This window comes from Amycolatopsis sp. La24 (genome assembly GCF_029087445.1).
Lineage (GTDB): Bacteria > Actinomycetota > Actinomycetes > Mycobacteriales > Pseudonocardiaceae > Amycolatopsis > Amycolatopsis nivea.
In genome coordinates, this window is sequence record NZ_JARACH010000079.1 from 1 (window position 1) to 20,983 (window position 20,983).

Annotated in this window: 21 protein-coding genes; 14 read left to right on the forward strand and 7 right to left on the reverse strand. The window is 70.1% G+C overall.

What is annotated here, in order from left to right:
* Nucleotides 1–296: 296 nt before the first annotated feature.
* A complete protein-coding gene (locus PUT80_RS41375; RefSeq protein WP_275295398.1) occupies nucleotides 297–830 on the reverse strand; it encodes a hypothetical protein in 534 nt (177 codons plus the stop codon).
* A gap of 436 nt (nucleotides 831–1,266) precedes the next feature.
* Here PUT80_RS41375 and PUT80_RS41380 point away from each other — a divergent pair, with 436 nt between their 5' ends.
* Nucleotides 1,267–1,719 carry a DUF488 domain-containing protein gene (locus PUT80_RS41380; protein WP_275295399.1) on the forward strand — a complete coding sequence of 151 codons (453 nt, stop codon included), beginning with the start codon at nucleotides 1,267–1,269 and terminating at the stop codon, nucleotides 1,717–1,719.
* Here the strand turns inward: PUT80_RS41380 and PUT80_RS41385 are convergent.
* The 3 genes from PUT80_RS41385 to PUT80_RS41395 all read right to left on the reverse strand — a co-directional run bounded on the left by PUT80_RS41385 (nucleotide 1,705) and on the right by PUT80_RS41395 (nucleotide 5,186).
* Nucleotides 1,705–2,559: a hypothetical protein gene (locus PUT80_RS41385; RefSeq protein ID WP_275295400.1), complete on the reverse strand. Its 855-nt coding sequence runs from the start codon at nucleotides 2,557–2,559 to the stop codon at nucleotides 1,705–1,707. The genes PUT80_RS41380 and PUT80_RS41385 overlap by 15 nt on opposite strands.
* 211 nt (nucleotides 2,560–2,770) lie before the next feature.
* Nucleotides 2,771–3,238, reverse strand: coding sequence for an AMP-binding protein (locus PUT80_RS41390; RefSeq protein ID WP_275295401.1), 468 nt, complete (start codon nucleotides 3,236–3,238; stop codon nucleotides 2,771–2,773).
* Nucleotides 3,239–3,713: 475 nt separating this feature from the next.
* A complete protein-coding gene (locus PUT80_RS41395; protein ID WP_275295402.1) occupies nucleotides 3,714–5,186 on the reverse strand; it encodes a PucR family transcriptional regulator in 1,473 nt (490 codons plus the stop codon).
* 123 nt (nucleotides 5,187–5,309) lie between these two features.
* Here PUT80_RS41395 and PUT80_RS41400 point away from each other — a divergent pair, with 123 nt between their 5' ends.
* Nucleotides 5,310–6,605, forward strand: a complete 1,296-nt coding sequence (locus tag PUT80_RS41400; RefSeq protein ID WP_275295403.1) for an MFS transporter — start codon at nucleotides 5,310–5,312, stop codon at nucleotides 6,603–6,605.
* Nucleotides 6,598–8,202, forward strand: a complete 1,605-nt coding sequence (locus PUT80_RS41405; protein ID WP_275295404.1) for an amidohydrolase — start codon at nucleotides 6,598–6,600, stop codon at nucleotides 8,200–8,202. Before PUT80_RS41400 ends, PUT80_RS41405 begins: the two co-directional genes overlap by 8 nt.
* Nucleotides 8,203–8,236: 34 nt before the next feature.
* Here PUT80_RS41405 and PUT80_RS41410 read toward each other — a convergent pair whose 3' ends face one another.
* Entirely contained in the window at nucleotides 8,237–9,223 is a 987-nt protein-coding gene (locus tag PUT80_RS41410) for an Lrp/AsnC family transcriptional regulator (protein WP_275295405.1), read from the reverse strand.
* 204 nt (nucleotides 9,224–9,427) lie between these two features.
* Between PUT80_RS41410 and PUT80_RS41415 the strand changes: the two genes are divergently transcribed.
* Both PUT80_RS41415 and PUT80_RS41420 read left to right on the forward strand, forming a co-directional pair.
* On the forward strand, nucleotides 9,428–10,447 hold the full coding sequence (locus tag PUT80_RS41415) for a C-terminal binding protein (protein ID WP_275295406.1): 1,020 nt from the start codon (nucleotides 9,428–9,430) through the stop codon (nucleotides 10,445–10,447).
* Complete coding sequence (locus PUT80_RS41420; RefSeq protein ID WP_275295407.1) at nucleotides 10,444–11,247, forward strand: class II aldolase/adducin family protein; 804 nt, start codon at nucleotides 10,444–10,446, stop codon at nucleotides 11,245–11,247. The genes PUT80_RS41415 and PUT80_RS41420 overlap by 4 nt, the downstream gene beginning before the upstream one ends.
* A 34-nt stretch (nucleotides 11,248–11,281) precedes the next feature.
* On the opposite strand, the gene PUT80_RS41425 is transcribed toward PUT80_RS41420, so the two are convergent.
* Nucleotides 11,282–11,587, reverse strand: a complete 306-nt coding sequence (locus PUT80_RS41425) for an Lrp/AsnC ligand binding domain-containing protein (RefSeq protein WP_275295408.1) — start codon at nucleotides 11,585–11,587, stop codon at nucleotides 11,282–11,284.
* On the opposite strand from PUT80_RS41425, the gene PUT80_RS41430 reads away from it, so the two are divergent.
* Together PUT80_RS41430 and PUT80_RS41435 are read left to right on the forward strand one after the other, a co-directional pair.
* Nucleotides 11,577–12,206, forward strand: a complete 630-nt coding sequence (locus tag PUT80_RS41430) for a hypothetical protein (protein WP_275295409.1) — start codon at nucleotides 11,577–11,579, stop codon at nucleotides 12,204–12,206. The genes PUT80_RS41425 and PUT80_RS41430 overlap by 11 nt on opposite strands.
* 4 nt (nucleotides 12,207–12,210) lie before the next feature.
* On the forward strand, nucleotides 12,211–12,876 hold the full coding sequence (locus PUT80_RS41435) for a GntR family transcriptional regulator (protein ID WP_275295410.1): 666 nt from the start codon (nucleotides 12,211–12,213) through the stop codon (nucleotides 12,874–12,876).
* On the opposite strand, the gene PUT80_RS41440 is transcribed toward PUT80_RS41435, so the two are convergent.
* Entirely contained in the window at nucleotides 12,865–13,632 is a 768-nt protein-coding gene (locus PUT80_RS41440; RefSeq protein ID WP_275295411.1) for an SDR family oxidoreductase, read from the reverse strand. The two genes, PUT80_RS41435 and PUT80_RS41440, sit on opposite strands and share 12 nt — an antisense overlap.
* A 78-nt stretch (nucleotides 13,633–13,710) precedes the next feature.
* Between PUT80_RS41440 and PUT80_RS41445 the strand changes: the two genes are divergently transcribed.
* The 7 genes from PUT80_RS41445 (at nucleotide 13,711) to PUT80_RS41475 (ending at nucleotide 20,943) form a co-directional block, all read left to right on the forward strand.
* Nucleotides 13,711–14,310, forward strand: coding sequence for a bifunctional 4-hydroxy-2-oxoglutarate aldolase/2-dehydro-3-deoxy-phosphogluconate aldolase (locus PUT80_RS41445; RefSeq protein WP_275295412.1), 600 nt, complete (start codon nucleotides 13,711–13,713; stop codon nucleotides 14,308–14,310).
* Entirely contained in the window at nucleotides 14,310–15,236 is a 927-nt protein-coding gene (locus tag PUT80_RS41450) for a sugar kinase (protein ID WP_275295413.1), read from the forward strand. The genes PUT80_RS41445 and PUT80_RS41450 overlap by 1 nt, the downstream gene beginning before the upstream one ends.
* Nucleotide 15,237: 1 nt before the next feature.
* On the forward strand, nucleotides 15,238–16,077 hold the full coding sequence (locus PUT80_RS41455; RefSeq protein ID WP_275295414.1) for an SMP-30/gluconolactonase/LRE family protein: 840 nt from the start codon (nucleotides 15,238–15,240) through the stop codon (nucleotides 16,075–16,077).
* 115 nt (nucleotides 16,078–16,192) lie between these two features.
* Nucleotides 16,193–17,518: an MFS transporter gene (locus PUT80_RS41460; protein ID WP_275295415.1), complete on the forward strand. Its 1,326-nt coding sequence runs from the start codon at nucleotides 16,193–16,195 to the stop codon at nucleotides 17,516–17,518.
* A 29-nt stretch (nucleotides 17,519–17,547) separates the two neighbouring features.
* A complete protein-coding gene (locus tag PUT80_RS41465; protein ID WP_275295416.1) occupies nucleotides 17,548–18,714 on the forward strand; it encodes a mandelate racemase/muconate lactonizing enzyme family protein in 1,167 nt (388 codons plus the stop codon).
* A gap of 1 nt (nucleotide 18,715) precedes the next feature.
* Nucleotides 18,716–20,158, forward strand: a complete 1,443-nt coding sequence (locus tag PUT80_RS41470; protein WP_275295417.1) for a hypothetical protein — start codon at nucleotides 18,716–18,718, stop codon at nucleotides 20,156–20,158.
* 41 nt (nucleotides 20,159–20,199) lie between these two features.
* Nucleotides 20,200–20,943: an SDR family NAD(P)-dependent oxidoreductase gene (locus PUT80_RS41475; RefSeq protein WP_275295418.1), complete on the forward strand. Its 744-nt coding sequence runs from the start codon at nucleotides 20,200–20,202 to the stop codon at nucleotides 20,941–20,943.
* Nucleotides 20,944–20,983: the final 40 nt, after the last annotated feature.

Consider the following 20,983-nt stretch of genomic DNA (forward strand, 5'->3'; position numbering starts at 1 on the left):
CGATGAGCAGCCTCGACCTTGTACTCAGCCGTGTACGACCGGCGCTTGCGAGGAGGCATGAGGACATCCTTTCAGCAGGACGACTGATCCTGCTAACTCGGTGTCCACTACCCGGGGTGAACCTCAGCCTGCTGTGGTGTCCAGTCACCGATCTCCACTACGGCAGTCGTTACGGCGAGGCGTTCACGGGAAACGATGATCACGTGGCCAGTGGGCAGAGTGGGCAGGAAACGCTGGACGTCGCTGTCCGCCGTGGCATTGTCGAACACGATTAGCCAGCGGTCGTGGGAGCGGAGCTACTCGTGCACAGCGGGGCGTCCGCCAGCCAGGGACTTCGCGCTTGCGATCGCATCCAGGTCGAAGGCCAGTGTCACGGGATTCTGGGCCCGGATCCACCATACGAAGTCGTATTCGGCCGAGTACTTCCTAGTGTAGTAAGCGACAGATTGAGTCTTCCCTGCGCCCGGCAGGCCCTGGACCGTAACCTGGCGATGTTCGAGCAAGTCCGCTCGGATCCGGTCAGCGTCCTCGTCCCTCCCGGTGAAGTGCGGCGCGGGTGGTGGCGTCGCACCGACGTGGGCTGCGAGGTCGGTGTCGACGAGCGCCCGGGTCTCTCTCCGGTGCCGCCGCACTTCCTGAACGACGACCGGAATCGCGGAGACAAGGAGCAACAGCCAGGAATAGCCGAGATAAGGTTGCCAGGACTGCGGCAGGTTGGCCGAGGCGAGGTTGGTGAAAAGCGGGACTGCGACGATGGCCAGGACCAGCACCGCTGTCGTGCCGAAACCCGATACGCGCCATCTCCTCGATCGGCTCGGCTCCATCATCATCTGCCAACTCTCCAACATAGCCCGCCGAACCGGGTTTGGCTCCGGAGTGGGGATCGGGCAGCCGGGCGCGTACGTTACGGCGGCGCGGCGAAATCGTGGGACGTCACCCGGCCACGGGCGGTGCTGTCGCAGCGGGACGCCTTCGCAGCTAACGGCGGCGATGCGAGCCGTGCCTGAACACGCGCCAGCGACCCGCAGCACCGCAGGCAGATCCGAGTTTCAACCGTCGGATCTGACTGCTTTCGTGTGGCTTGATGAGCTAGGGCTAGTGGCCACCGGACAGCACGCCGACCCAAATTGGGCACCCCAGCGTGCCGTGCCGACCTCTGCTGACGCGTGGTCGGGTCAACGGACAGTGAACTTGCACCTGCGGTAGCCAGGCGAACCGAACAGGCCGGGTCGGCGGGCTGCTGAGCGGCATGACAGGGTGGGGTCTATGACCGCTGCCAGAACTCGTCGCCGTGCCGGTGTGCTCGGGGTCGGGTACGAGGGTCGCGATCTCGGCGAGTTCGTCGACTCCCTGACGGCGGCCGGGGTGCAGACCCTGGTCGACGTCCGGTTCACGCCGATTTCGCGGAAGCGCGGATTCAGCAAGACCGCGCTGCGGACGGCTTTGGCCGAGGCCGGCATCGCGTACGAGCACCATCGCGAACTGGGGAACGCGAAGGAGAACCGGGCCGGTTTCGCAGGCGATGCGGAGGAACTCGCGGCTGCTCGGCAACGCTACGCCGACGCCATCGACACCTCGGAAGCACGCGCGGTCCTGGATGATCTGGCGAGGCGGGCGAAGACGGGTGCGCTGGCGGTGCTGTGCTTCGAAGCGGATCAGTCCCGTTGCCACCGCGACGTCGTCCTCGCGGAAATCGCTCGCCGGTCACCGTCGGCGTGACAGCAGCCGCGGCGGGCAATAGAGCCCGAGCACGCTGAAAGTCCTCGGATGCGCGGCGACATTTCCCACGTAGAAGGACACGTCGTTCTTCGGGCCGCAGAGCTTGTCGAGAAAGCGGTCTTTCAACTGGGCCTGCGCTTCGTCGTCGCTCATGTGGTTGAGGCGGAGCAAGGAGAACGCGACGAATTCCCAGTCGATGAACCCTTGCCGGTGCCCGTTGCAGCCAGGTTCCGTGCAGTCGTAGTGGAAGGAAGCCGAGAACCGCGGTGCGCGCAGCGGGGCGCGGTCTTCGTCGCCGAAGAGCGTGCATTGGCCGACGTACGCATCGATCTTGGCTTGTTGCGCGGGGGTCCAGCCCGGGTGCGGTTTGATCTGCAGCGTCCGGATGTGCTGTGGCTTCACCAGTCCTAACGACGGCGTGTCCATGGTTGCCCCGCGATGCAGTCTGCACATGGTGGTCTGCTCGGTCATCGGGTCCAGCCATGGTTGGCGTCGCTTCCAGTCCGGCAGGCGAGCTTCCCGGCGGAGAGTGTCCATCCGCGGCCGCCAGCTTTCCCGGCGGCTGTCCTGGCGGGCCGGAACGGCGTCCACGGTGACCACGTCGTATTTCTTGAACGAGGCGTTTTCGCCGAGTTCGCGGAAGTTGATCGGGTACAGGCGTACCCAGCCCTCGTGGCCGGGGTCGATCCGGAGACCGGCCACGCACACGGTTTCTCCGTATTTTTCCGAGGGGTTCGGCGCGGCTTTCACGGTGATCAGCACGCGCATCCGCACGGTGGCGTCGCTGGCTGGTTTGGCCGCCGGCTCGTCCGGCGAGCCGCCGAAAAGCGGTATCGTCATCGGCGCTCCCCACCACCTGGTGATCGCCGAGCGTAACTCTGACTGAAGCGGACTGTGATCGTCCGACCGAGTGAACCCGGCCGGGGCGACACGCTGGCATGCTGCAAGGCCCACGGCCCGGCTTCCACGTCATGGACACCGCGGCACTGGCTGCCGACCCGGCGGCAGGTGCGCGTCCGCCTTCCTGCACAGGGCGGGAGTTTCGGCAGATTCAGGCGGTGGCCGGGCTGAGGTTGTCGCGCAGGGTGCGCTTGAGGATCTTCCCCGACGGGTTGCGGGGGATCGCGTTCACGACGACGAGTTCGTGCGGCAGCTTGTAGCGGGCGATGTCCGCGGCGGCGAACTCGCGGAGGGCTTCGAGGGTCAGTGTCGCGCCCGCGGCCAGGGTCACGACCGCGACGATGCTTTCGCCGTACTCATCGTGCGGCCGGCCGACCACGGCGACGTCGAGCACGTCGGGGTGCCGGGCGATCGCGCTCTCGACCTCCACCGAGTACACGTTGCGGCCGCCGGTGATGATCAGGTCCTTGAGACGGTCGACCACCGTCAGGTATCCGTCGGCGTCGAGACGGCAGATGTCGCCGGTGTGCAGCCACCCCTCGATGACGGTCGCGGCGGTGGCTTCGGGCTGGTCGCGTCGCGACCGGCGGAACGCACGAGCGCCGCGGCTCCCTCTCACCGGATCGCGAACGTGCCCGCCGCGACTTCCGGAGAGGGCCAGGTCGCCGCTGTCCGCGCCGGAACCCTCGGGCGTCAGCACCCGCTCGGGGCAGGCAGATCCGCCACGCGCATGTGGGCGCCGTGCGAATGCCGAGAAGCGTCTCCGTCGGGCCCGGGCCGCGGGCGGGCGTGGTGGCGACTTGCAGCCGACGCGTTCCTCTGCGGCGTTGACATCGTCGAGCACGTCGTCGGCCTGACGCTCACCCCGGCGAGGTTGCCGCGAACCGGCAGTCCGCTGCCTTTACCGGCTCGGGCGCCTCGTGCCCGCGCTGCGGTCCGGTGCCTCGTGGACATCCGCTCACGCACCGCTCGGTTGTGCGGCGCTTTTGTTTCCCGGAGACGGAACCTCGTCTGTTTCCGCCGCGACCCGGGCCGGCGCCGTCGACACGGCGTGCGTCGGCCGGCTTGCCGCGACCCGAACGGGTTACCGCGGGTCAGAGGTTTTCGGCCGACACGGCGAGCCACAGTTCCAGCCGGTCCCGCGGCCGGTCGAGGCGTCTCCGGGAGATCCGTTCGGCGCTGCGCAACCGGGTGCGGACCGTGTTCCGGTGCACGCCCAGTTCGCGGGCGGCGGTTTCCAGGTTGCCGTCCGCGTCGAGATAGCACCGCACGGTTCGCACCAGCTCGACGCCGGTCCGCTGGTCGTGCTCGCGCAACGGCCCGAGCACGGCGGTGGTGAACGGGGCCAGCACGGCGGGCCGCAGCACCCCGCGCAACAGCCCCCACGCCGACGCTTGCTCGACGTCCACAAAGGACGAATCCGGCGGGACCAGGTCGGCCGCCCGCCGGATCGCGGCGGGGATTCCGGCGACGTCCGGCGCGGCGGTCGCGGCGCAGCCGACGGGAACGCCGGTGAGTTCCGCGGCGCGGGCTCGGATCCGCGCGCCGAGCCCTGCCGCCGCGGGGAGCACGGCCGCGAAGCCCCCCGGGCACGGCGTCAGCAGAAGCCGGTCCTGATCGATTTTCCCGGCTACGTCGGCGATCGCGTCGAGGACCGCGGCGAGCGGATCGGCGACGGCCAGTGCGAAGACCGCGACCTCGAACGGCGGCTCCGGCAACAGCGACCCGTCCGGCTCCGCGCCCGCGGGAAGCAACCGCGCCCGCTGTTCGTGCAAGGTGCGGCGGAGCGCGCGGATGCCCAGCAAGGTCATGCCCAGCAGCACCGCCGCGTGGCTGACCAGCAGCCGCTGATGCGCGGGATCGCCTGCCGGGCACTCGACGGCCAGCCAGCCGCGCGGATGCCCGGACAGCCCAATGCTGTGCACGACCAGATACCGGCCGCCGTCCTCTTCCGCACCCGCGGCCTGCGCCGGCCCGGCGATACCAGCGACCAGGTCGCGCGCTCGACCGTGCCACGAACGCTCGCCCGCCGGATGCGCTGCGCGAAGCCTGCCTTCGACGTCCAGCAGCAGCGCTTCGCCGCCGACCCCCTTGGCCAGTTCGGCCAGGATCCCGCGGTCGCCGGAGCGCAGCGCCGCTCGCGCGATCGATTCCTGCACGGTGATCGCGTGCCGTTCCGCGCGCAGCGCCGCCTGCGCGTGCCAGTGCGCGACGGCTTGGCTGACCGCGATGAACGGCGTCGTCCCCAGCACGCCCACCACCGGCAGTTCGCGCGCCTCGGCTTCGTCGAGCACTTCCGGCGGCAACGCGTCGAGCACCTCGGCGGCGAAGCCGAGCCCGGCCGCGCCCGCCTCGGCCAGTCGCCGCACGTACGCCCGCCGTCCCGGCTCGTCCGCGGGCAGCCCGAGGCCGATCGTCAGCACCAGCTCGCCGCCGCGCAGCCACGGGACTGGGTCGGCGACCTCGATCGCGTGCGCCCACGACACTTCCCGGCCCAGCCCGGCCCGTCCGGCGAGCAAGCCCAGCTCAAGGCCCTCGAACCGGAGCACGTCGGCCACGGTCAGCACAGCGCCCTCCCAGTGCGGTCCGCACAAAACGATCTTCAGCGAAGGACACATCGTACAGCGGGTTCCGGCCCGTCCCGCGGTTAGCGTGGTCCGAACCGATCCCCCGGAGCAGTGGGAGCCCCCATGACCGCATCCTCCTCGAGCGCCCGCCGCGCGGCCGCCGCGGCGTTCGTCGGGACGACCATCGAGTGGTACGACTTCTACGCCTACTCGACGGCCGCGAGCCTCGTGTTCGGCAAGCTGTTCTTCCCCGAGGGCACCAGCCCGCTGGTCGGGCTGATGGCGTCGTTCGCGACCTACGCGGTCGGGTTCCTCGCCCGCCCGCTCGGCGGCATCGTGTTCGGGCATTTCGGCGACCGCGTGGGACGCAAGGCGGCGCTCGTGACGACGCTGCTGATCATGGGGACCGCCACGTTCGCGACCGGTCTGCTGCCCGCCTACGCCACCGCCGGGGTGCTCGCGCCGCTGCTGCTCGTCGTGCTCCGGTTCGCCCAAGGGCTCGCGGTCGGCGGCGAATGGGGCGGCGCGGTTCTGATGGCCGTCGAGCACGCGCCCGCCGGGCGCAAGACGTTCTACGGCTCGTTCGCACAACTCGGGAATCCCGCCGGGGCGCTGCTCGCGTCGGGACTGTTCGGCCTGCTCGCCGGGCAGGGCGACGGGGCGCTCGCCGCGGGCGGCTGGCGCATTCCGTTCCTGCTGTCGGCGGTGCTCGTGGCCGTCGGGCTGGTGATCCGCCTGAAAGTCGAGGAATCCCCGGTGTTCGAGCAGGCGGAACCGGTCGCCGAACTGCCGGTGCGGCTCGCGCTGCGCACGTCGTGGCGGCAGATCCTGCGCGGGATCGGCGCGTTGCCGGTGGCCGTCGGCGGCTACTACATCGTGACCACCTTCCTGCTCGGCTACTCCACGACCGATCTGCACGTGAGCGAAGAAACCGTGCTGACCGGGCTGAGCATCGGGTCCTTCGTGGAACTCCTCGCGACCGTCGGCGTCGCCTGGCTCGGCGACCGCGTCGGCGGGCGGCGCGTCGTGATCGCCGGGCTGATCGGCGTCGCGGCGCTGGCCGCGCCGCAGTTCCTGGTGATGGGCAGCGGCAGCGCCGGGCTGATTTTCCTGATGCTGTCGCTGATGCGGCTCGTGATGGCCGCCACCTACGGGCCGATCGCGGCGATCCTCGCGCAGATGTTCCCCGCTCGCGCCCGCTACACCAGCATTTCGCTGTCCTATCAGGTCGCCGGCGCCGTCTTCGGCGGATTCTCGCCGCTGGTCTGCACCGCGCTCGTCGCCGGGTTCGGCGGCGTGGCACCGGTGATCGTCCTGCTCGTCGTGCTGTGCCTGGTCAGCATCGCCTGCCTGCGCGGTGCGCCGCAGCTGTCCGACGACGTCCCCCAGCCCAACCGAACGGAGATCGCCCGTGGCTGACGTCCTTATCCACCATGCCCGAGTCCTGACCATGGACCCGGACCTCGCCGAGACCGACGCGGTCCTCGTCCGCGACGGCCGCGTCGCCGCCCTCGGCGCCGAGGCGCTGGCGCAGGCCACACTGCAGGCGGAGCGCGTGGACGCGCGCGGCGCGACCGTGCTGCCCGGCTTCGTGGACCCGCACAACCACCTGCTCTCCACGGCGGAATCCCTCGCCGCGGAGGACGCCAGCTACCCCGCGGTGTCCACTGTGGACGACCTGGTCGAGATGGTCGCGAAGGCCGCCGCGCGCACGCCGGCCGGACAGTGGATCCGCGCGTTCGGCATGGACGACGCGAAATACCGGGAAGGCCGCCCGACCCGGCACCGGCTCGACGAGGCGACCACCGAGCACCCGGTGATCATCTACCACGTCTCGGGCCACCACGCCGTCGTCAACTCCGCGGCGTTGCAGTGGCGGGGGATCGGCAACGCCGTCGCCGACCCGGCGGGCGGCACGTTCGTCCGAGACGCGGCCGGGCGGCTGACCGGCATGGTGCTGGACTCCGCGATGCAGCAGCTGCTGCCGGTCGCGGTCGAAATCGGCTGCCACGGCCCGAATTTCCATACCGACCTGCCGTTCGAACAGCTGTCCTCCTGGCTTGACGACGCGGGCAAGCGCTACGTCGAAGCCGGATTGACGACCATCGCCGACCCGCAGGTGTCGGCGCGCGAACTGCGCGTGTACCGGGCGGCCCGCGCGGCCGGGCGGCTCCCGGTGCGCACCGTCGCGATGCCGTTGTCGCACCAGCTCGACGCCCTCGCCGCGGTCGGCCTCGGCGATCTGTTCGGCGACGACTGGCTGAGCCTCGGCGCGATGAAGTTCTACTCCGACGGCACGCTCATCGGCGGCACCGCGGTCTTCAGCGAGCCCTACGGCGAACACGGAGAGCTCACCGGCAGCCTCTACTGGCCCGCCGAGGAGCTCACCACGCTCGTCGGACGCGCCGCACGGGCCGGATGGCGCGTGGCCATCCACACCCAGGGCGACCTGGCGATGGAGAACACGCTTCAGGCGATCGAAGCCGGTTCCCGCGCGTACGGCGACGACTTCCGCCCCCGGGTCGAGCACTGCGGCTACCCGACCCGCGAGCACGTCCGCCGGTTCGCCGGCCTCGGCGTGATCCCGGTGAACCAGCCGAACTTCCTGCATGACAGCGGGGGAGACTTCCTGCGCCGCCTCGGCGACCGCGCGCACCGGCTCCAGCCGATCCGCGAGGAACTCGACGCCGGACTGCGCCCGGCACTGTCGAGCGATTCGTTCGTCTCGTCGTTCAAACCGCTGCACACCATCGCGAACGCGATGCTGCGCCAGACCCGCGAGGGTGCCGACATCGGTGCGGAACAAGCGGTTTCGCTGCACGAGGCGCTGCGCGCGCACACGCTCGACGCGGCGTACACCCTCGGCATGGAAGACCGGATCGGCTCGCTGACGCCGGGGAAACTCGGCGACATTGTGGTGCTCGACGCGGACCTCGAACAGACCCGCCCGGAGAAGTTCGGCGACGTGCGCGTGACGACCACGGTGCTGGACGGGCGGATCGTGCACCAGCGCTGAGGAACGCCCGGGGCGTAAGCGCCCCGGGGAGTGCTCACCGCGCCTGAACACCGGCCGCGGCAGGCCTTCCCGGTTCGAGCAGGCTCATGCCGGGAAGGTCGGCGTCGTAGCGTTCCTTGACGACGTCGAGGTGCAGCCAGCTTTCCACCGCGACCACGCCCGGCATGCCCCGGACCGTGTCCAGGGCCAGTCTCAGCGCCGACAGCGAATCCGTGGCCAGGGTGCCGACCAGATCGGCTCTGCCGAGGCACGCCGACAGGAAGGTCACCGCCGGGTCGGCGACCAGCGCCTCCTCCACGGCCCGCCGCTCGCTGTCCAGCTGGACCGCGAATCCGCACAACACGTCCAGCCCGAGCGCCTGCGGGCGCACGATCGCCGGGACGCGCAGCACTCCGGCGTCGATCATCCGCAGCGTGCGGGTCCGCGCCGCGGCGGGGGAGAGCCCCGCGTTCTGTCCCAGTTCGGCGAAGGACGCCCGGCCGGCCCGTTCCAGGACCGCCAGCATCCTGCGGTCCGCTTCGTCCAGAGCGGGCAGCGAAGCCTGCGCGGCGGGCAGGTGCGGATGTTTCAGCCGCCGGACGCCGGTCAGCAGTTCGAGCCTGGCCACCTCCGGCAGGCCGCGAATCTCGCCGATTACGGCTTCGAGCTCGGCAGGTCCGGCGACCCGCACTTCCGCCATCACCGCGTGCCTGCCCGCGGTGACGGTCACGAACGGCGCCTGGGGCATCGCGGCGATCGCCGCGGCCGCCGCCGCGGCATCGGCGTTGACCTCGACGAAAAGATGCGCTGAAGCGGTCAAGCCGCGTACCTCGGGATGGACCACCGCGACGATGTCGATCACTCCGGTGCGCTGCAGCCGTGCGACGCGGGCGCTGACCGCGGGCCGGGAAAGCCCGACCGCGGCTCCGAGTTGTTCGAACGAGATCCGTCCGTCCCGCTGCAGTTCTCCGATGATCTCCCGATCGAGGTCGTCCGGCACTGCGTCCGGCTCGCCGGGGGGCGTTCGCTCGATGACTTCCACCTCCGGCGGCCGATCTTAGGCGCCTGGCGCGGGCAGGCCGTGACTGCCCGCCGATCGGACGCGCCAGGGCCGGGACTGCGGACGCACAGCGACACACTCACCGTTGATCTGACGAATGTATACCGCTACGGCGCAACCTAGATTGATTCGACTAAAGAGACGTGGTACAACGAACGAATCAATCGTCCAGTAAGAGGTGGTGTCATGCGGCGACCGGTGGCCGTGTTCGTCGACCCGGGGGAGCTCGATCCCGCACCCGGCGTCGAGCTGCTGACCTCGAACGGGTTCGAGGTCCGGGTCGCCGACACCCGCGACCCGGGCCGGATAGCTGCGGCGGCGCACGACGCCACGGCGCTGATCGTCGGGTACGCGACGATCAGCGCCGACCTAATGGACCGGGTCCCCGGCTTGAAAATCGTCGCGACCATGTCGGCCGGAACCGACATGGTCGACCTCGGTGCGGCCCGGGACCGGGGCCTGTGGGTCGCCAACAACCTCGGCTTGGCGACCGAGGACGTCGCGGTGCACGCGCTGGCCGCCGCTCTGGCATTGCTGCGAAGGCTGCCCGATGCCGACGCCGTGGTCCGCGGCGGAGGGTGGAGCGCGGAGTTCGCGGACAGCGGCCCCGCGCCCCGCCGGGTCGGCGAACTGACCCTCGGGCTGGTCGGGCTCGGCCGGATCGCAGGGGAGTTCGCCCGGATCGCCGCCCCGGTTTTCGGCACGGTGACCGGATACGACCCCTACGTCGGCCCCTCGGCGTGGCCCGCCTGGATCGGCAGGGCCGCCACCGTCGAGGAACTCGTCGCCGGGGCGGACGTGGTCTCGCTGCACCTGCCGCTCACCGGGGAGACCCGGGAACTGGTCGATTCCGCCCTGCTGGCGCGCTTCCGGCGGGGAAGCCTGCTGGTGAACGTGGCGCGGGGCGCGCTGATCGAACCGGCCGCGCTGCTCGCCGCGCTGGACAGCGGCAGGCTGGCCGGGGCGGCGCTGGACGTCTTCCCGATCGAGCCGCCCGGCGCGCAGGACCCGCTGCGCAGTCATCCGCGGCTGCTGCTCTCCCCGCACAGCGCCTTTCTCTCCGATCGCTCACGCCAGGCGTATGTGTGCAAGCCCGCCGAGAACGTCATCTCGTGGTGGCGAAACGGCGCCCCTCTGACCCCCGTGGCGATCCCGTCCGGCGCCGGGGACCAAGGCCCGCAGAGAAAGAAGGGAACGAATACATGACCGACGCACTGACGCAGGCGACAGGTCTCGAGGCGGAGGCTGCCGACGACAGCGCCGCGGTCGAACTGCAGTTGCGCCGTGAACTCGCCGCCGTCTACCGGCTGGTCGCGCACTTTCAGATGACCGACCTGGTCTTCACGCATATTTCGATGCGGCTGCCCGGGCCCGACCATCATTTCCTGATCAACCCGTACGGCCTGTTGTTCGAGGAGATCACCGCGTCGAATCTGGTCAAGATCGATCTTTCCGGACAGCCGGTCGAGCCGACCGAATATCTGGTGAATCCGGCCGGGTTCGTCATCCACAGCGCGATTCACGCGGCCCGTTCGGACGCGTATTGCGTGCTGCACACCCACACGAAAGCGGGGTGCGCGGTGGCCGCCCAGCGGAACGGACTGCTTCCGCTGAACCAGATCTCCATGGAGTTTTACAACCGGGTCGCTTATCACGATTACGAAGGCGTCGCGCTGAACCTCGACGAACAGCGGCGACTGGTCGCGGACCTCGGCGAGCACCCGGCGATGATCCTGCGCAACCACGGCCTGCTGACCGTCGGCGAAAGCGCCAAACAAGCGTATCTCCGGATGCACTACCTGAATCGCGCGTGCGAGATCCAGGTCGCCGCGCAGGCGGCGGGCGAGGCGAACCTGGTCCTGCCGTCCGGCGAGCTCGCCGAGTACACCGCTCGCCAGCTGGCCGGCGAGGCCGATTCGGATTTCGTGGATCACGATGCCCTCGAACTCGCGTGGGCCGCGTTGCTGCGGATGCTGGACCGGACCTGCCCGGACTACCGGGACTGATCCGGAACGGTCCCGCGCCTGGGGCCTCGCCTGTTCACTCGGCGAGGCCCCAGTGCTTGCGGCTGTAGTCCTCCTTCACCACGTCCAGGTGCAGCCAGGTGGTGGCCCGGCGGACGCCGGGCAGCGCCCGGATGCGCTCGAGGTCGGCCAGCAGGCTGTTCGACCGGTGCGAATCGACGGTGGCGACCAGGTCGAACCGCCCGACGGTCGCCGCCGCGAACTCGACGGCGGGCATCGCCCGGATCTGCTCGTGCACCTCGGCCGCAGCCCCGGACAGATTGAGCCCGACCCCCACCGCCAGCTGCCGCCCTTCGGCGGCCCGCGCCGCGATGGCGCTCACGGTGACGACCTGCTGCTCGATCAGCCTGCGCACGCGCTGGCCCCGTCGCCGACGGCGAGAGGCTGACTTCTTTGCCGAGCGTCCGGTAAGAAGCCCTCGGCTCGGCCAGCAGCAGCGCGATCAGCCTGCGGTCGAGTTCGTCCACCTCGACGTCCCCGGTCCGCCGCACGGCGAACCGTCCTTTGAGGATCTCGGTGTAGACCAAGGTGTCGATCGTGTCCACCCGGGCGTCGTCGCGCAGCTGTCCCAGCAGTTCGTGCAGTTCGCGGGTCGTGCCGACCCTGACCTCCGCGACCAGTGCGTAGGACCCGCTGACCGCCGACACGAACACCGCCTCGCTCCGGGCCGTCAGCCCGGCGACCACGCGCTCTATCGGGCCGGTCACCGCGATCGAGATGTGCGCGACGACGTCCTGGCCGAGCAGGGTCGGATCCGTCGCGGCCACCACGCGCAGGCCTCCGCCGTCGAGGAGTTTCTGCAGCCGGGCGGCGACCGTGCCGCGCTGGCGTCCCGTCGCGTCGGCGAGTTCTTGAATCGTGGCCCGGCCATTTCGCTGCAGCGCTTCGATCAATGCCGAGTCCAGGTTCGCACCACCCGAACCGGATATCGCATACGATGAACGGATGGTGCGGAAAGAGTGGGCGGCTCGGCTTCCCGCGGTGAAGAGCAAGGCTGATCTCGTCTACGACAACCTGCGGGAAGGGATCGTCAGCGGGGCCTTGCGGCCGGGAGACCGGATCAACATGGACGAGCTCGCGCGCACGCTGGGCGTCAGCAAGATCCCGATCCGCGAAGCGGTGAAGCGACTGGAAGCGGACGGCCTCCTGGATTCCCGGGTGCATTCCGGCGTCGTGGTCGCGCAGGTGGACCAGACCGAGATGCGCGGGGTTTTCCTGGCTCGCGGGGCGATCGAGGGCCTGGTCGGCCGCCTCGCCGCCGAGCAGGTCAGCGACGCGTTGCTGCGCGATCTCGAGGAGACGCAGAAGAGGATGCGCGCGAGCCTGCGCACCGGCGACACGGGGCGGCTGGCGGAGCTGAATTCGGAGTTCCACCGGCGGCTGGCCGAGGCGAGCGGGTACCGGATCCTGGCCGATTTGACCGAACAGCTGCTGTTGACCGTGCGGCGCTACCGGATTGTCGAGCCCGCGGGCGAGCAGAACTGGGAGTCGGTGATCGCGGAGCACGACGCGATCGTCGAGGCGTTGCGCGCGGGAGATTCCTCGGCGGCCGCCGAGGCCGCCGAGGCGCACATCATTTCCCAAGCGGGGCATGAGGTTTCACGGGGTTAGCGGCGGCAGCCCGAGCCGCTCGCGGTGGCCGTCCCGGAGCAGGCTGGCCGGGCTGGTGATCGACGCGCCGCCGTCGAGGACGAGTTCGCTGCCGGTGAGCAGCGCGGCGTCCGGTGCGGCCGCGTAGGCCACGGCGGCGGCGATTTCCTCGGGCGTGCCGAGCGTGCGCAGCGGGGTGCTTTCCCGGAGCCGGTCGAGGTCGGTGTCGTGCGTCAGCCTGGATTCGGTGGCGGGCGTGCGGATCCATCCGGGGGAGACGGTGACGAACGTGATGCCGTAGCGGCCGTAGTCGACGGCGAGCTGGCGGAACAACGCGGCGATCGCCCCTTTCGCCGCCGCGTACGCGGGCAGGCCGGGTGCCGCGGTCTGGTGCAGCACCGAGCCGATCGCGACGACTGACCCGCCGCGGGCCATCAGGGCCGGCAACGCCGCTCGCACGCAGAGGAACACCGAGGTGAGGTTCGCGATCAGCACCGCGTCCCACTGTTCGGCGGTGGTCTCGTGCAGCGGGGCGCCCCGGGTGACGCCCGCGCAGGCGACGAGGATGTCCAGTCCGCCGAACTCTTCCGTTGTCGCTCGCACCGCCGCTCGCACCTGTTGCTCGTCGGTGACGTCGGCCCGCTGGTACCGGACTCCGGGCAGTTCGGGGTCGGCGAGGTCGACGCCGGCGACCTGGTGGCCGTCGGCGGCGAACCGGGTCGCGACCGCGCGGCCGATCCCGCCCGCGGCACCTGTGATCAGCGCTGTTCTCGTCATGGTCTCGTCACCTCGCGGCCGGGTATGTACACTCCCGAAAAGTATACGATCTACTAAATTGCGGCAACTGGAGGCATTGTGCACGGTGACGAGCTTCTGTCCGAACTCCGCGCTCGGCGGTTGCTGGCGATCGTGCGCGATCCCGACCCCGGCCGGGCGCTGGCGACCGTGCGCACGCTGGCCGAGGCCGGGGTGCGGCTGATCGAGGTGTCCCTGACCGGCGCTGATGCATTGGCGGTCGTGGAAAAGGCCGGCGAGATCGGGAATCTGCGGCTCGGCGTGGGCACCGTCTGCTCGGTCGCGGACGTTCGCGACGCGGTCGCGGCGGGTGCGGAGTTCGTCGTGACGCCGGGGTTCTCCGACGCGCTCGACGAGTGCCGCCGTCTGGGCGTGCCAGTGCTGGCGGGCGCGCTCACGCCGTCGGAGGTCATCGCCGCGCGCGACGCCGGTGCCACGGCGGTCAAGTTGTTCCCGGCTGGGGGACCGGCGCAGTTGCGTGCCCTGCGCGATCCGTTTCCCGACGTGCCGTTCGTTCCGGTCGGGGGAGTGGACGTCGCGGCGGCGCGGGAGTATCTCGCGGCCGGTGCTCTCGCGGTCGGCGTGGGTGGTCCGCTGACCCGGGCCGCCGGGCTCGCGGCGAAGGCGGCCGAGTTCCGGGCTGTGGCGGAGGCTGCGTGATGGCTGATGTCCTGACTTTCGGCGAGACCATGGCCGCGTTGAGCGCGACCGGACCGCTGCGGCTGGGCGGCGGTCTGCGGCTGTCGATCGCCGGCTCGGAAAGCAACGTCGCCATCGGTCTCGCGCGGCTCGGGCACACCGCGGCCTGGGCGGGACTGACCGGGCAGGACGAGTTCGGCGTGCTGGTCGAGCGCACCTTGCGTGCCGAAGGCGTCGACCTGACCCATGCCGCGCGCACCGCGGAGGGCCCGACCGGGCTCATCGTCTTCGAGCCGCGGGTCGCCGACGTCGTCCGCGTCTCCTACTACCGCGACGGCTCCGCCGGCTCCCGGCTGACCCCGGCGCACGTCGAGGCGGCGCTGGCCGAAGGACCGCGCGTCGTGCACGTCACCGGGATCACCGCGGCATTGGGCGACGGTCCGCGGGCGGCCGTCGAGGTGGCGTGCGAGGCTCCGGTCGTCTGTCTCGACGTCAATCATCGCGCCAAACTGTGGACCGGCGAGCAGGCCGCGGCGGTACTGCGGCCGCTCGCGCGGAGAGCGACCGTTCTGGTGGCCTCGGAGGACGAACTCGCCATCGTCGCACCCGGCGGCTCCGAACGCGAGCAGGTGAAATACCTGCTGGACAACGGGACCCGCGAGATCGTGGTCAAACGGGCCGAACGCGGGGCGGAAGTGTTCACTGTGGACGGTTCGGTCAGCGCCGGTGCGGTCGAGGTGCCGGCGGTGCATCCGGTCGGCGCCGGCGACGCGTTCGTCGCGGGGTATCTGTCCGGGCTGCTCGACGGCGAACCGGTCGAGCGCCGGGTGCGGCGCGCGGTGACCATGGGCGCGTTCGCGGTCGCGAGCGCGGGCGATTGGGAAGGGTCGCCGACTCGCGACGAACTGGGGCTGCTCGCTCTCGCGCCGGGAACGGCGGTGCGCTGAGATGAACGGCTGGGAGGTTCTCGGCGACAGCCGGTACGAACTCGCCGAAGGTGCCCGCTGGCACCAGAGCCGCTTGCTGTTCACCGATCTGCACGCCGGGGTCCTTTACGGCGGAGCCGAACGGCCGCGGCGGCTGCTGTCGCTAGAGATGCCGCTCGGCGCGGTCGCGCCGGTCGAGGGCGGCGGCTGGATCATCGCGGCGGGCACCGGAATAGCCGTCGTGCGCGACGGCGCCCCGCGATGGCTGGCCGACGTCGGCAGGCCGGGCGTGCGGATCCGCATGAACGACGCGGTGTGCGATCCGTCCGGGCGATTCTGGGCGGGAAGCATGGCCGACGACGGCGCGGTCGGCGAAGGCTCCTTGTACCGCGTCGATCCCGACGGCTCCGTGCACCGGGCGCTCGACGGGCTCGGCGTGCCGAACGGACCGGCCTTCACCGCGTGCGGCACGCGGATGTACCTCGCCGACAGCGCGCAGCGGACGGTGCGCTGCTTCGAGGTCGATCCGTGCACCGGCGCGCTCGGCCGGTCGCGAGTGTTCGCCCGGTGGCGCACCAGTGAAGGCCGGCCGGACGGGCTCGCCGTCGACGACGAGGCGCACCTGTGGGTCGCGGTCTGGGGCGCGGGGGAACTGCACCGCTACTCGCCGCGTGGCGTGCTGGTGCGGCGCGTGCGGACGCCGACCCTGCAGCCGACGAGTGTCGCGTTCGGCGACGGACACCTCTACGCGACCACCGCGCGGTACCGGATGGATGAACCCGATCCGGTGGCCGGAGCGATTCTGCGGCGTCGGTGCGCGGTCGGCGCGACACCGGCTGAGGTGTGCTCCCTGAGCGTCTGACCTGCACCGACAGTCTCGGCAGGGCCCAGGCAAAGATCTTGGCCGCAGCCCTTGAGTTCATTTCGTATATCGTCTACTTTCATACCATCCAAGACCCCAATGAGGTGGTGACGCCATGATTGACCCGGCGCTGGCGGCCGAGCACGGCCCCGCGGTGCGGAAGGAGTCCACAGTGGACCGGCGGACGATGGTGGCGGGCACCGTCGGCACCGTCATGGAGTGGTACGACTTCAACCTCTACGGCCTGGCCTCCGCCCTGATCTTCGGGCCGCTGTTCTTCGCGTCCAGTTCGGTCGGCGGCACCCTGGCCTCGTTCGCCACCTTCGCCGTCGGCTTCGCCGCCCGCCCGATCGGCGGCGTCCTCTTCGGACACCTCGGCGACCGGCTCGGCCGCAAGCAGGTCCTGCTCGTCACGATGCTCGCGATGGGCGTCTGCACGACCCTGATCGGCGTGCTGCCCACGCACGCCGCGGCCGGGGTGTGGGCGCCGATCCTGCTCATCGTGCTGCGGGTGTGCCAGGGGATCGCGGTCGGCGGCGAATTCGCCGGAGCCACCCTACTGACCGTCGAGAACGCCCCGCCGGGCAAACGCGGTCTGTACGGCGCGATCCCGGCGATGGGCACCGGCGCGGGATTCGTCCTCGCGAGCGCCGTTTTCGGCGCGGTCTCGCTGCTGCCCGAGGCCGCGTTCACCGCGTGGGGCTGGCGGATCCCGTTCCTGCTCAGCATCGGGCTGGTCGTGTTCGGCGTGTGGGTGCGCACCGGGATCAAGGAGACGCCGGTGTTCGCCGACCTCGCCGAACGCGGCGAGGTCGCCCGGTTCCCGTTGCTGGTCACGCTGCGCCGCCAGCCCGGTGCGGTGCTGCGCACCATGGGGATCACGATTTCCGGGTTCGTCTGGGGCTATCTGATCCAGGCGTTCGCGCTGTCCTACGCGACGGGAACGCTGAAGCTGTCCAAGAGCACCATGCTGTGGGCGATCGCGTTCGCGTCGGCGCTGGAGATCGTCGCGATCCCGTTCTGGGGCTGGCTTTCGGACAAGATCGGCCGCCGCGTCATGGTGACGATCGGCCTGGCGCTCACGATCGCCTACGCCTTCCCGTTCTTCGCGCTGCTGGAGACGAAGAGCACGCCGCTGGTGTTCCTGGCGATGGTGCTGGCGATCCCGGTGTGCAAGGATATGGTGTTCGGCCCGCAGGCCGCGCTGGTGGCCGAGCAGTTCGACGCGAAGGTCCGCTACTCCGGCGTGAGCGTCGGGCGCGAGTTCGGCGGCGCGATCTTCGGCGGCACCGCCCCGCTCATCGGCACCGCGATCCTCGCCGCGACCGGCTCGATCAGTTTCGTCGCCCTCTTCGTCATCGCCGGCTGCCTGCTCACCGTGCTCGCCGTGTTCACCGGTCGCGAGACCGCGAACCGGGACCTGTACGAGCACGCCGCCTGATCCGCCGGAAAACCACTGGGAGCACTGGGATGACCCTGCCCATCGCCAAGATCGAAGCGCTTGCGCTGTCGGCCAGTTTCGACGACCTCTACGATTCGCCCGAGGATGTCCCGTCCTGGCTGCGGCTCCCCGCCGCCAGCCACCACGTGCTGCCGCGCCGCGGCCAGTACGCCACGATCGTCAAGGTCCACGCGGAAGACGGCACCGTCGGCATCGGGGAGTGCTACGGCCTCCCCGCGCCCGAAGTCACCGCCACCGTGGTGTCCTCGGTGCTCGCCCCGCTGCTGCTCGGCCAGGACGCCCTCGCCGGCACGGCGGTGTGGGAACGGCTGTTCCAAGGCCAGGCCGCGGGCGGGCACAACCGCGGCTTCTACCTCGAAGCCATCGCCGGCATCGACCTGGCGTTGTGGGACCTGCGCGGCAAACTGGCCGGGCAGCCGGTGCACCGCCTCCTCGGCGGCCCGATCCGCGACCGCATCGACTGCTACGCCAGCCCGGTCGCGCTGCACGCCGACCCGGAAGCCTCAGCCGAGCACGCCCGGCAGTACGTCGAGACCGGATTCCGGGCGCTGAAAGTGAAAATCGGCCGCGGCGCGCGGACCGACCGCGCGCACCTCACGGCGGTGCGGGAAGAGGTGGGGGAGGACGTCGAGATCCTCACCGACGTCAACTGTGCCTACGACCTCGACGAGGCCACCCGCGTCGGCGCGGTCCTGCGCGATCTCGGGATCAGCTGGTTCGAGGAGCCGCTGCAGGTCGACGACCTCGTCAACCTCGCCGAGCTGCGCCGCCGCACCGGGCTGACGATCGTCAACGGCGAAACCCATTTCACCCGCTTCGACCTGCGCGACTCGCTGGTCGCCGGGGCCATCGACGTGTTCATGCCCAACGTCGCCCGCTGCGGCGGGATCACCGAGGCGATGCGGATCGCCGCGCTTGCCTCGGCGTTCCACGTCGACATCGCCCCGCACGGCGTCGGCTCCGGGATCAGCCTCGCCGCCGCGCTGCAGCTGTGCGCGGCAGTCCCGAACCTGCGCACCTACGAGTACAACCGCCTGCCCAATCCGATCCGCGAACGCATCCTGGTCAACCCGCCCGAGTTCCGGGACGGGGCCCTGACCGTCCCCCAGGGCCCCGGCCTCGGCATCGAACTCGACGACGCCGTCGTCGACCACTACACGATCGCGAGGTTCTGACATGTCCACGTTCGACCGCCGCGCACTGCTGCGCGGCGCGGCCGCCGCCGGCATCGCCACCACCACGCTGTTCCTGCCCAAATGGGCCGAAGCCGCGACCTCGGGCAGCTATGCGATCCGGTTCGACCAGGCCGCCAAGCAGACGATCCTGGGACTGGGCTTCGAAATCCAGTCCGATTCCATCGGCTCCGGCAACAACGGCCTGCCGTCCAGCTACAGCAGCGTTCCCTACGACCTCACCGATTCCGAGCGAACCCGGTTCTACCAGCAGATGCTCAAGATCCGCGACGACCGCGGCTTCCGCTACTGCCGCCTCGCGCTGGGCCTCTACTACCGCGGCACCGACTCGACCGGCAAGCACCTGCGCGGCCGATGGCCGGGCCAGACCGCCTTGCTGGCCGAGATGATCCGCGAGGCCGGAATCGAAGGCATCTCCGCCGAGTACTGGTCGCCCGCGCCCGGCTGGAAGTCGAACGACTCCTTCATCCGCGGCAGCCTGAAATCCTTCGCCCCGGCCGATCTCGCCGCCCTCGGCGACGCGATGGTCGGGGACCTGGACTACCTGACCTCGCAGGGCGTCCCCGTGTCGATGTGGGGCCTGCAAAACGAACCGAACGTGGCCAGCGACTACTCCTCCTGCCAGTACACCGCCGAGCAGTACCGCCAGACCTTCGCCGCGGTCGCCCCGAAGATCCGCGCGAAGTACCCGCACGCGCTGATCCACGCCAACAGCCTCGACGGCTGGGGCGGCACCTGGGGCACGGCGCTGAAGGGCGACCCCACCGCGCTGTCCTATGTGGACGCCTGGACCTATCACCGGATCGGCACGAATGCCAACGAACAGATCACCGGCGACTACACCTCCGGCGCGCTCGGCCGCCCGGTGTTCAACAACGAGTTCGAATACCTGAGCGGCGCCATGAGCGACTGGCGGTGCCTCAACACCGCGCACTCGATCATGAACTGGATGACGTTCCAGAACTCGCCCACCTGGTTCTGGCTGCACGCCCTCAAACCGACCACGAACTCGGAATCGGAAAACTACGGCCTCGGTTTCTGGCGGCCGCCGTCGGACACCGACTTCAGCCACTTCCCGGACCTGCCCGCCGGGCACTGGACCTTCAACCCGCGCAACTGGAACGCCGTGTCCGGGTTCGTGAAGTACCTGCCGTGGAACTCGGTCCGCTACGGCGTCGACGAATCCGCGGTCCAGTCCGACCAACGGATCATGGCGTGGAAGACCCCGCAGGGCAAGCCGGTCTTCGCCGTCACCAACCGGTCGACCAGCACCTACACCTTCACCGTCGACACCCAGGCGAACGGGGCGTTCGAAGGTCACCGGTTCGGCCCGGCCACGCATGACGTGTCCCTCGCCCCGAAGACCGGCCCGAAGCTGACCCTGACCGTGCCGCCGCTGTCGATCGAGTTCTGGATCCGGCAGTGAGATCCGCGTGCGGGGAAGGAAGGTCTACCGGAAGGGACGCCATGCGGATCACGAACGCCGGACGGACGGCGCTAGTCACCGGAGGTGCACGCGGGATCGGCGCGGCGATTGCCGAAGCGTTCGCGAACACCGGGGCACGAGTGATCGTCGTAGACGTTGCGGGAGCCGCGGACTGCGCCGAATCGCTGGCCGCCCGTTCCGGCAGTGACGTTCAAGCTCTTGTCCTCGACGTCATCAGCGAAGAGCGGATCGCCAGTGCCTTCGGCGCAGTCGGGCGCATCGACATCCTGGTCAACAACGCGGGCATCAGCCGTCCGGCGGCGACCACCGAAACGGCCAGGAAGATGTGGGACGAGGTCCTCGCCGTGAACCTCACCGCCGCTTTCTTGTGTGCCAAACACGCACTGCCTGGCATGCGCGAAGCAGGTTGGGGCCGCATTGTCTCGATCGCCTCGTTCGCGGCGAAGTCGTCACCGATCTACGGGGACAACGCTTCTTATGCCGCATCGAAAGCCGGGCTGCTGGGCCTGACCCGGAACCTCGCCGTCGAACACGGCTCGCGCGGCATCACCGCCAACGCGATCGCGCCCGGGATCGTCGACACTGAGCTGCTGCGCTCCGCGCACAGCCCGCAGCGGCGTGCCGAACTTCTGGCCAAGCTTCCCACCGGAGCGTTCACCACCCCGGAGCAAGTCGCCGGGCTTGCGGTGTTCCTCGCTTCGGACATTGCAGGCTCCGTCACCGGCGAGGTCGTGAACATCAACGGCGGCCTCTACTTCGACTGACGGGGATCCTCTGTGCCTGCCCGGCTCCGGGCGGCTGGGC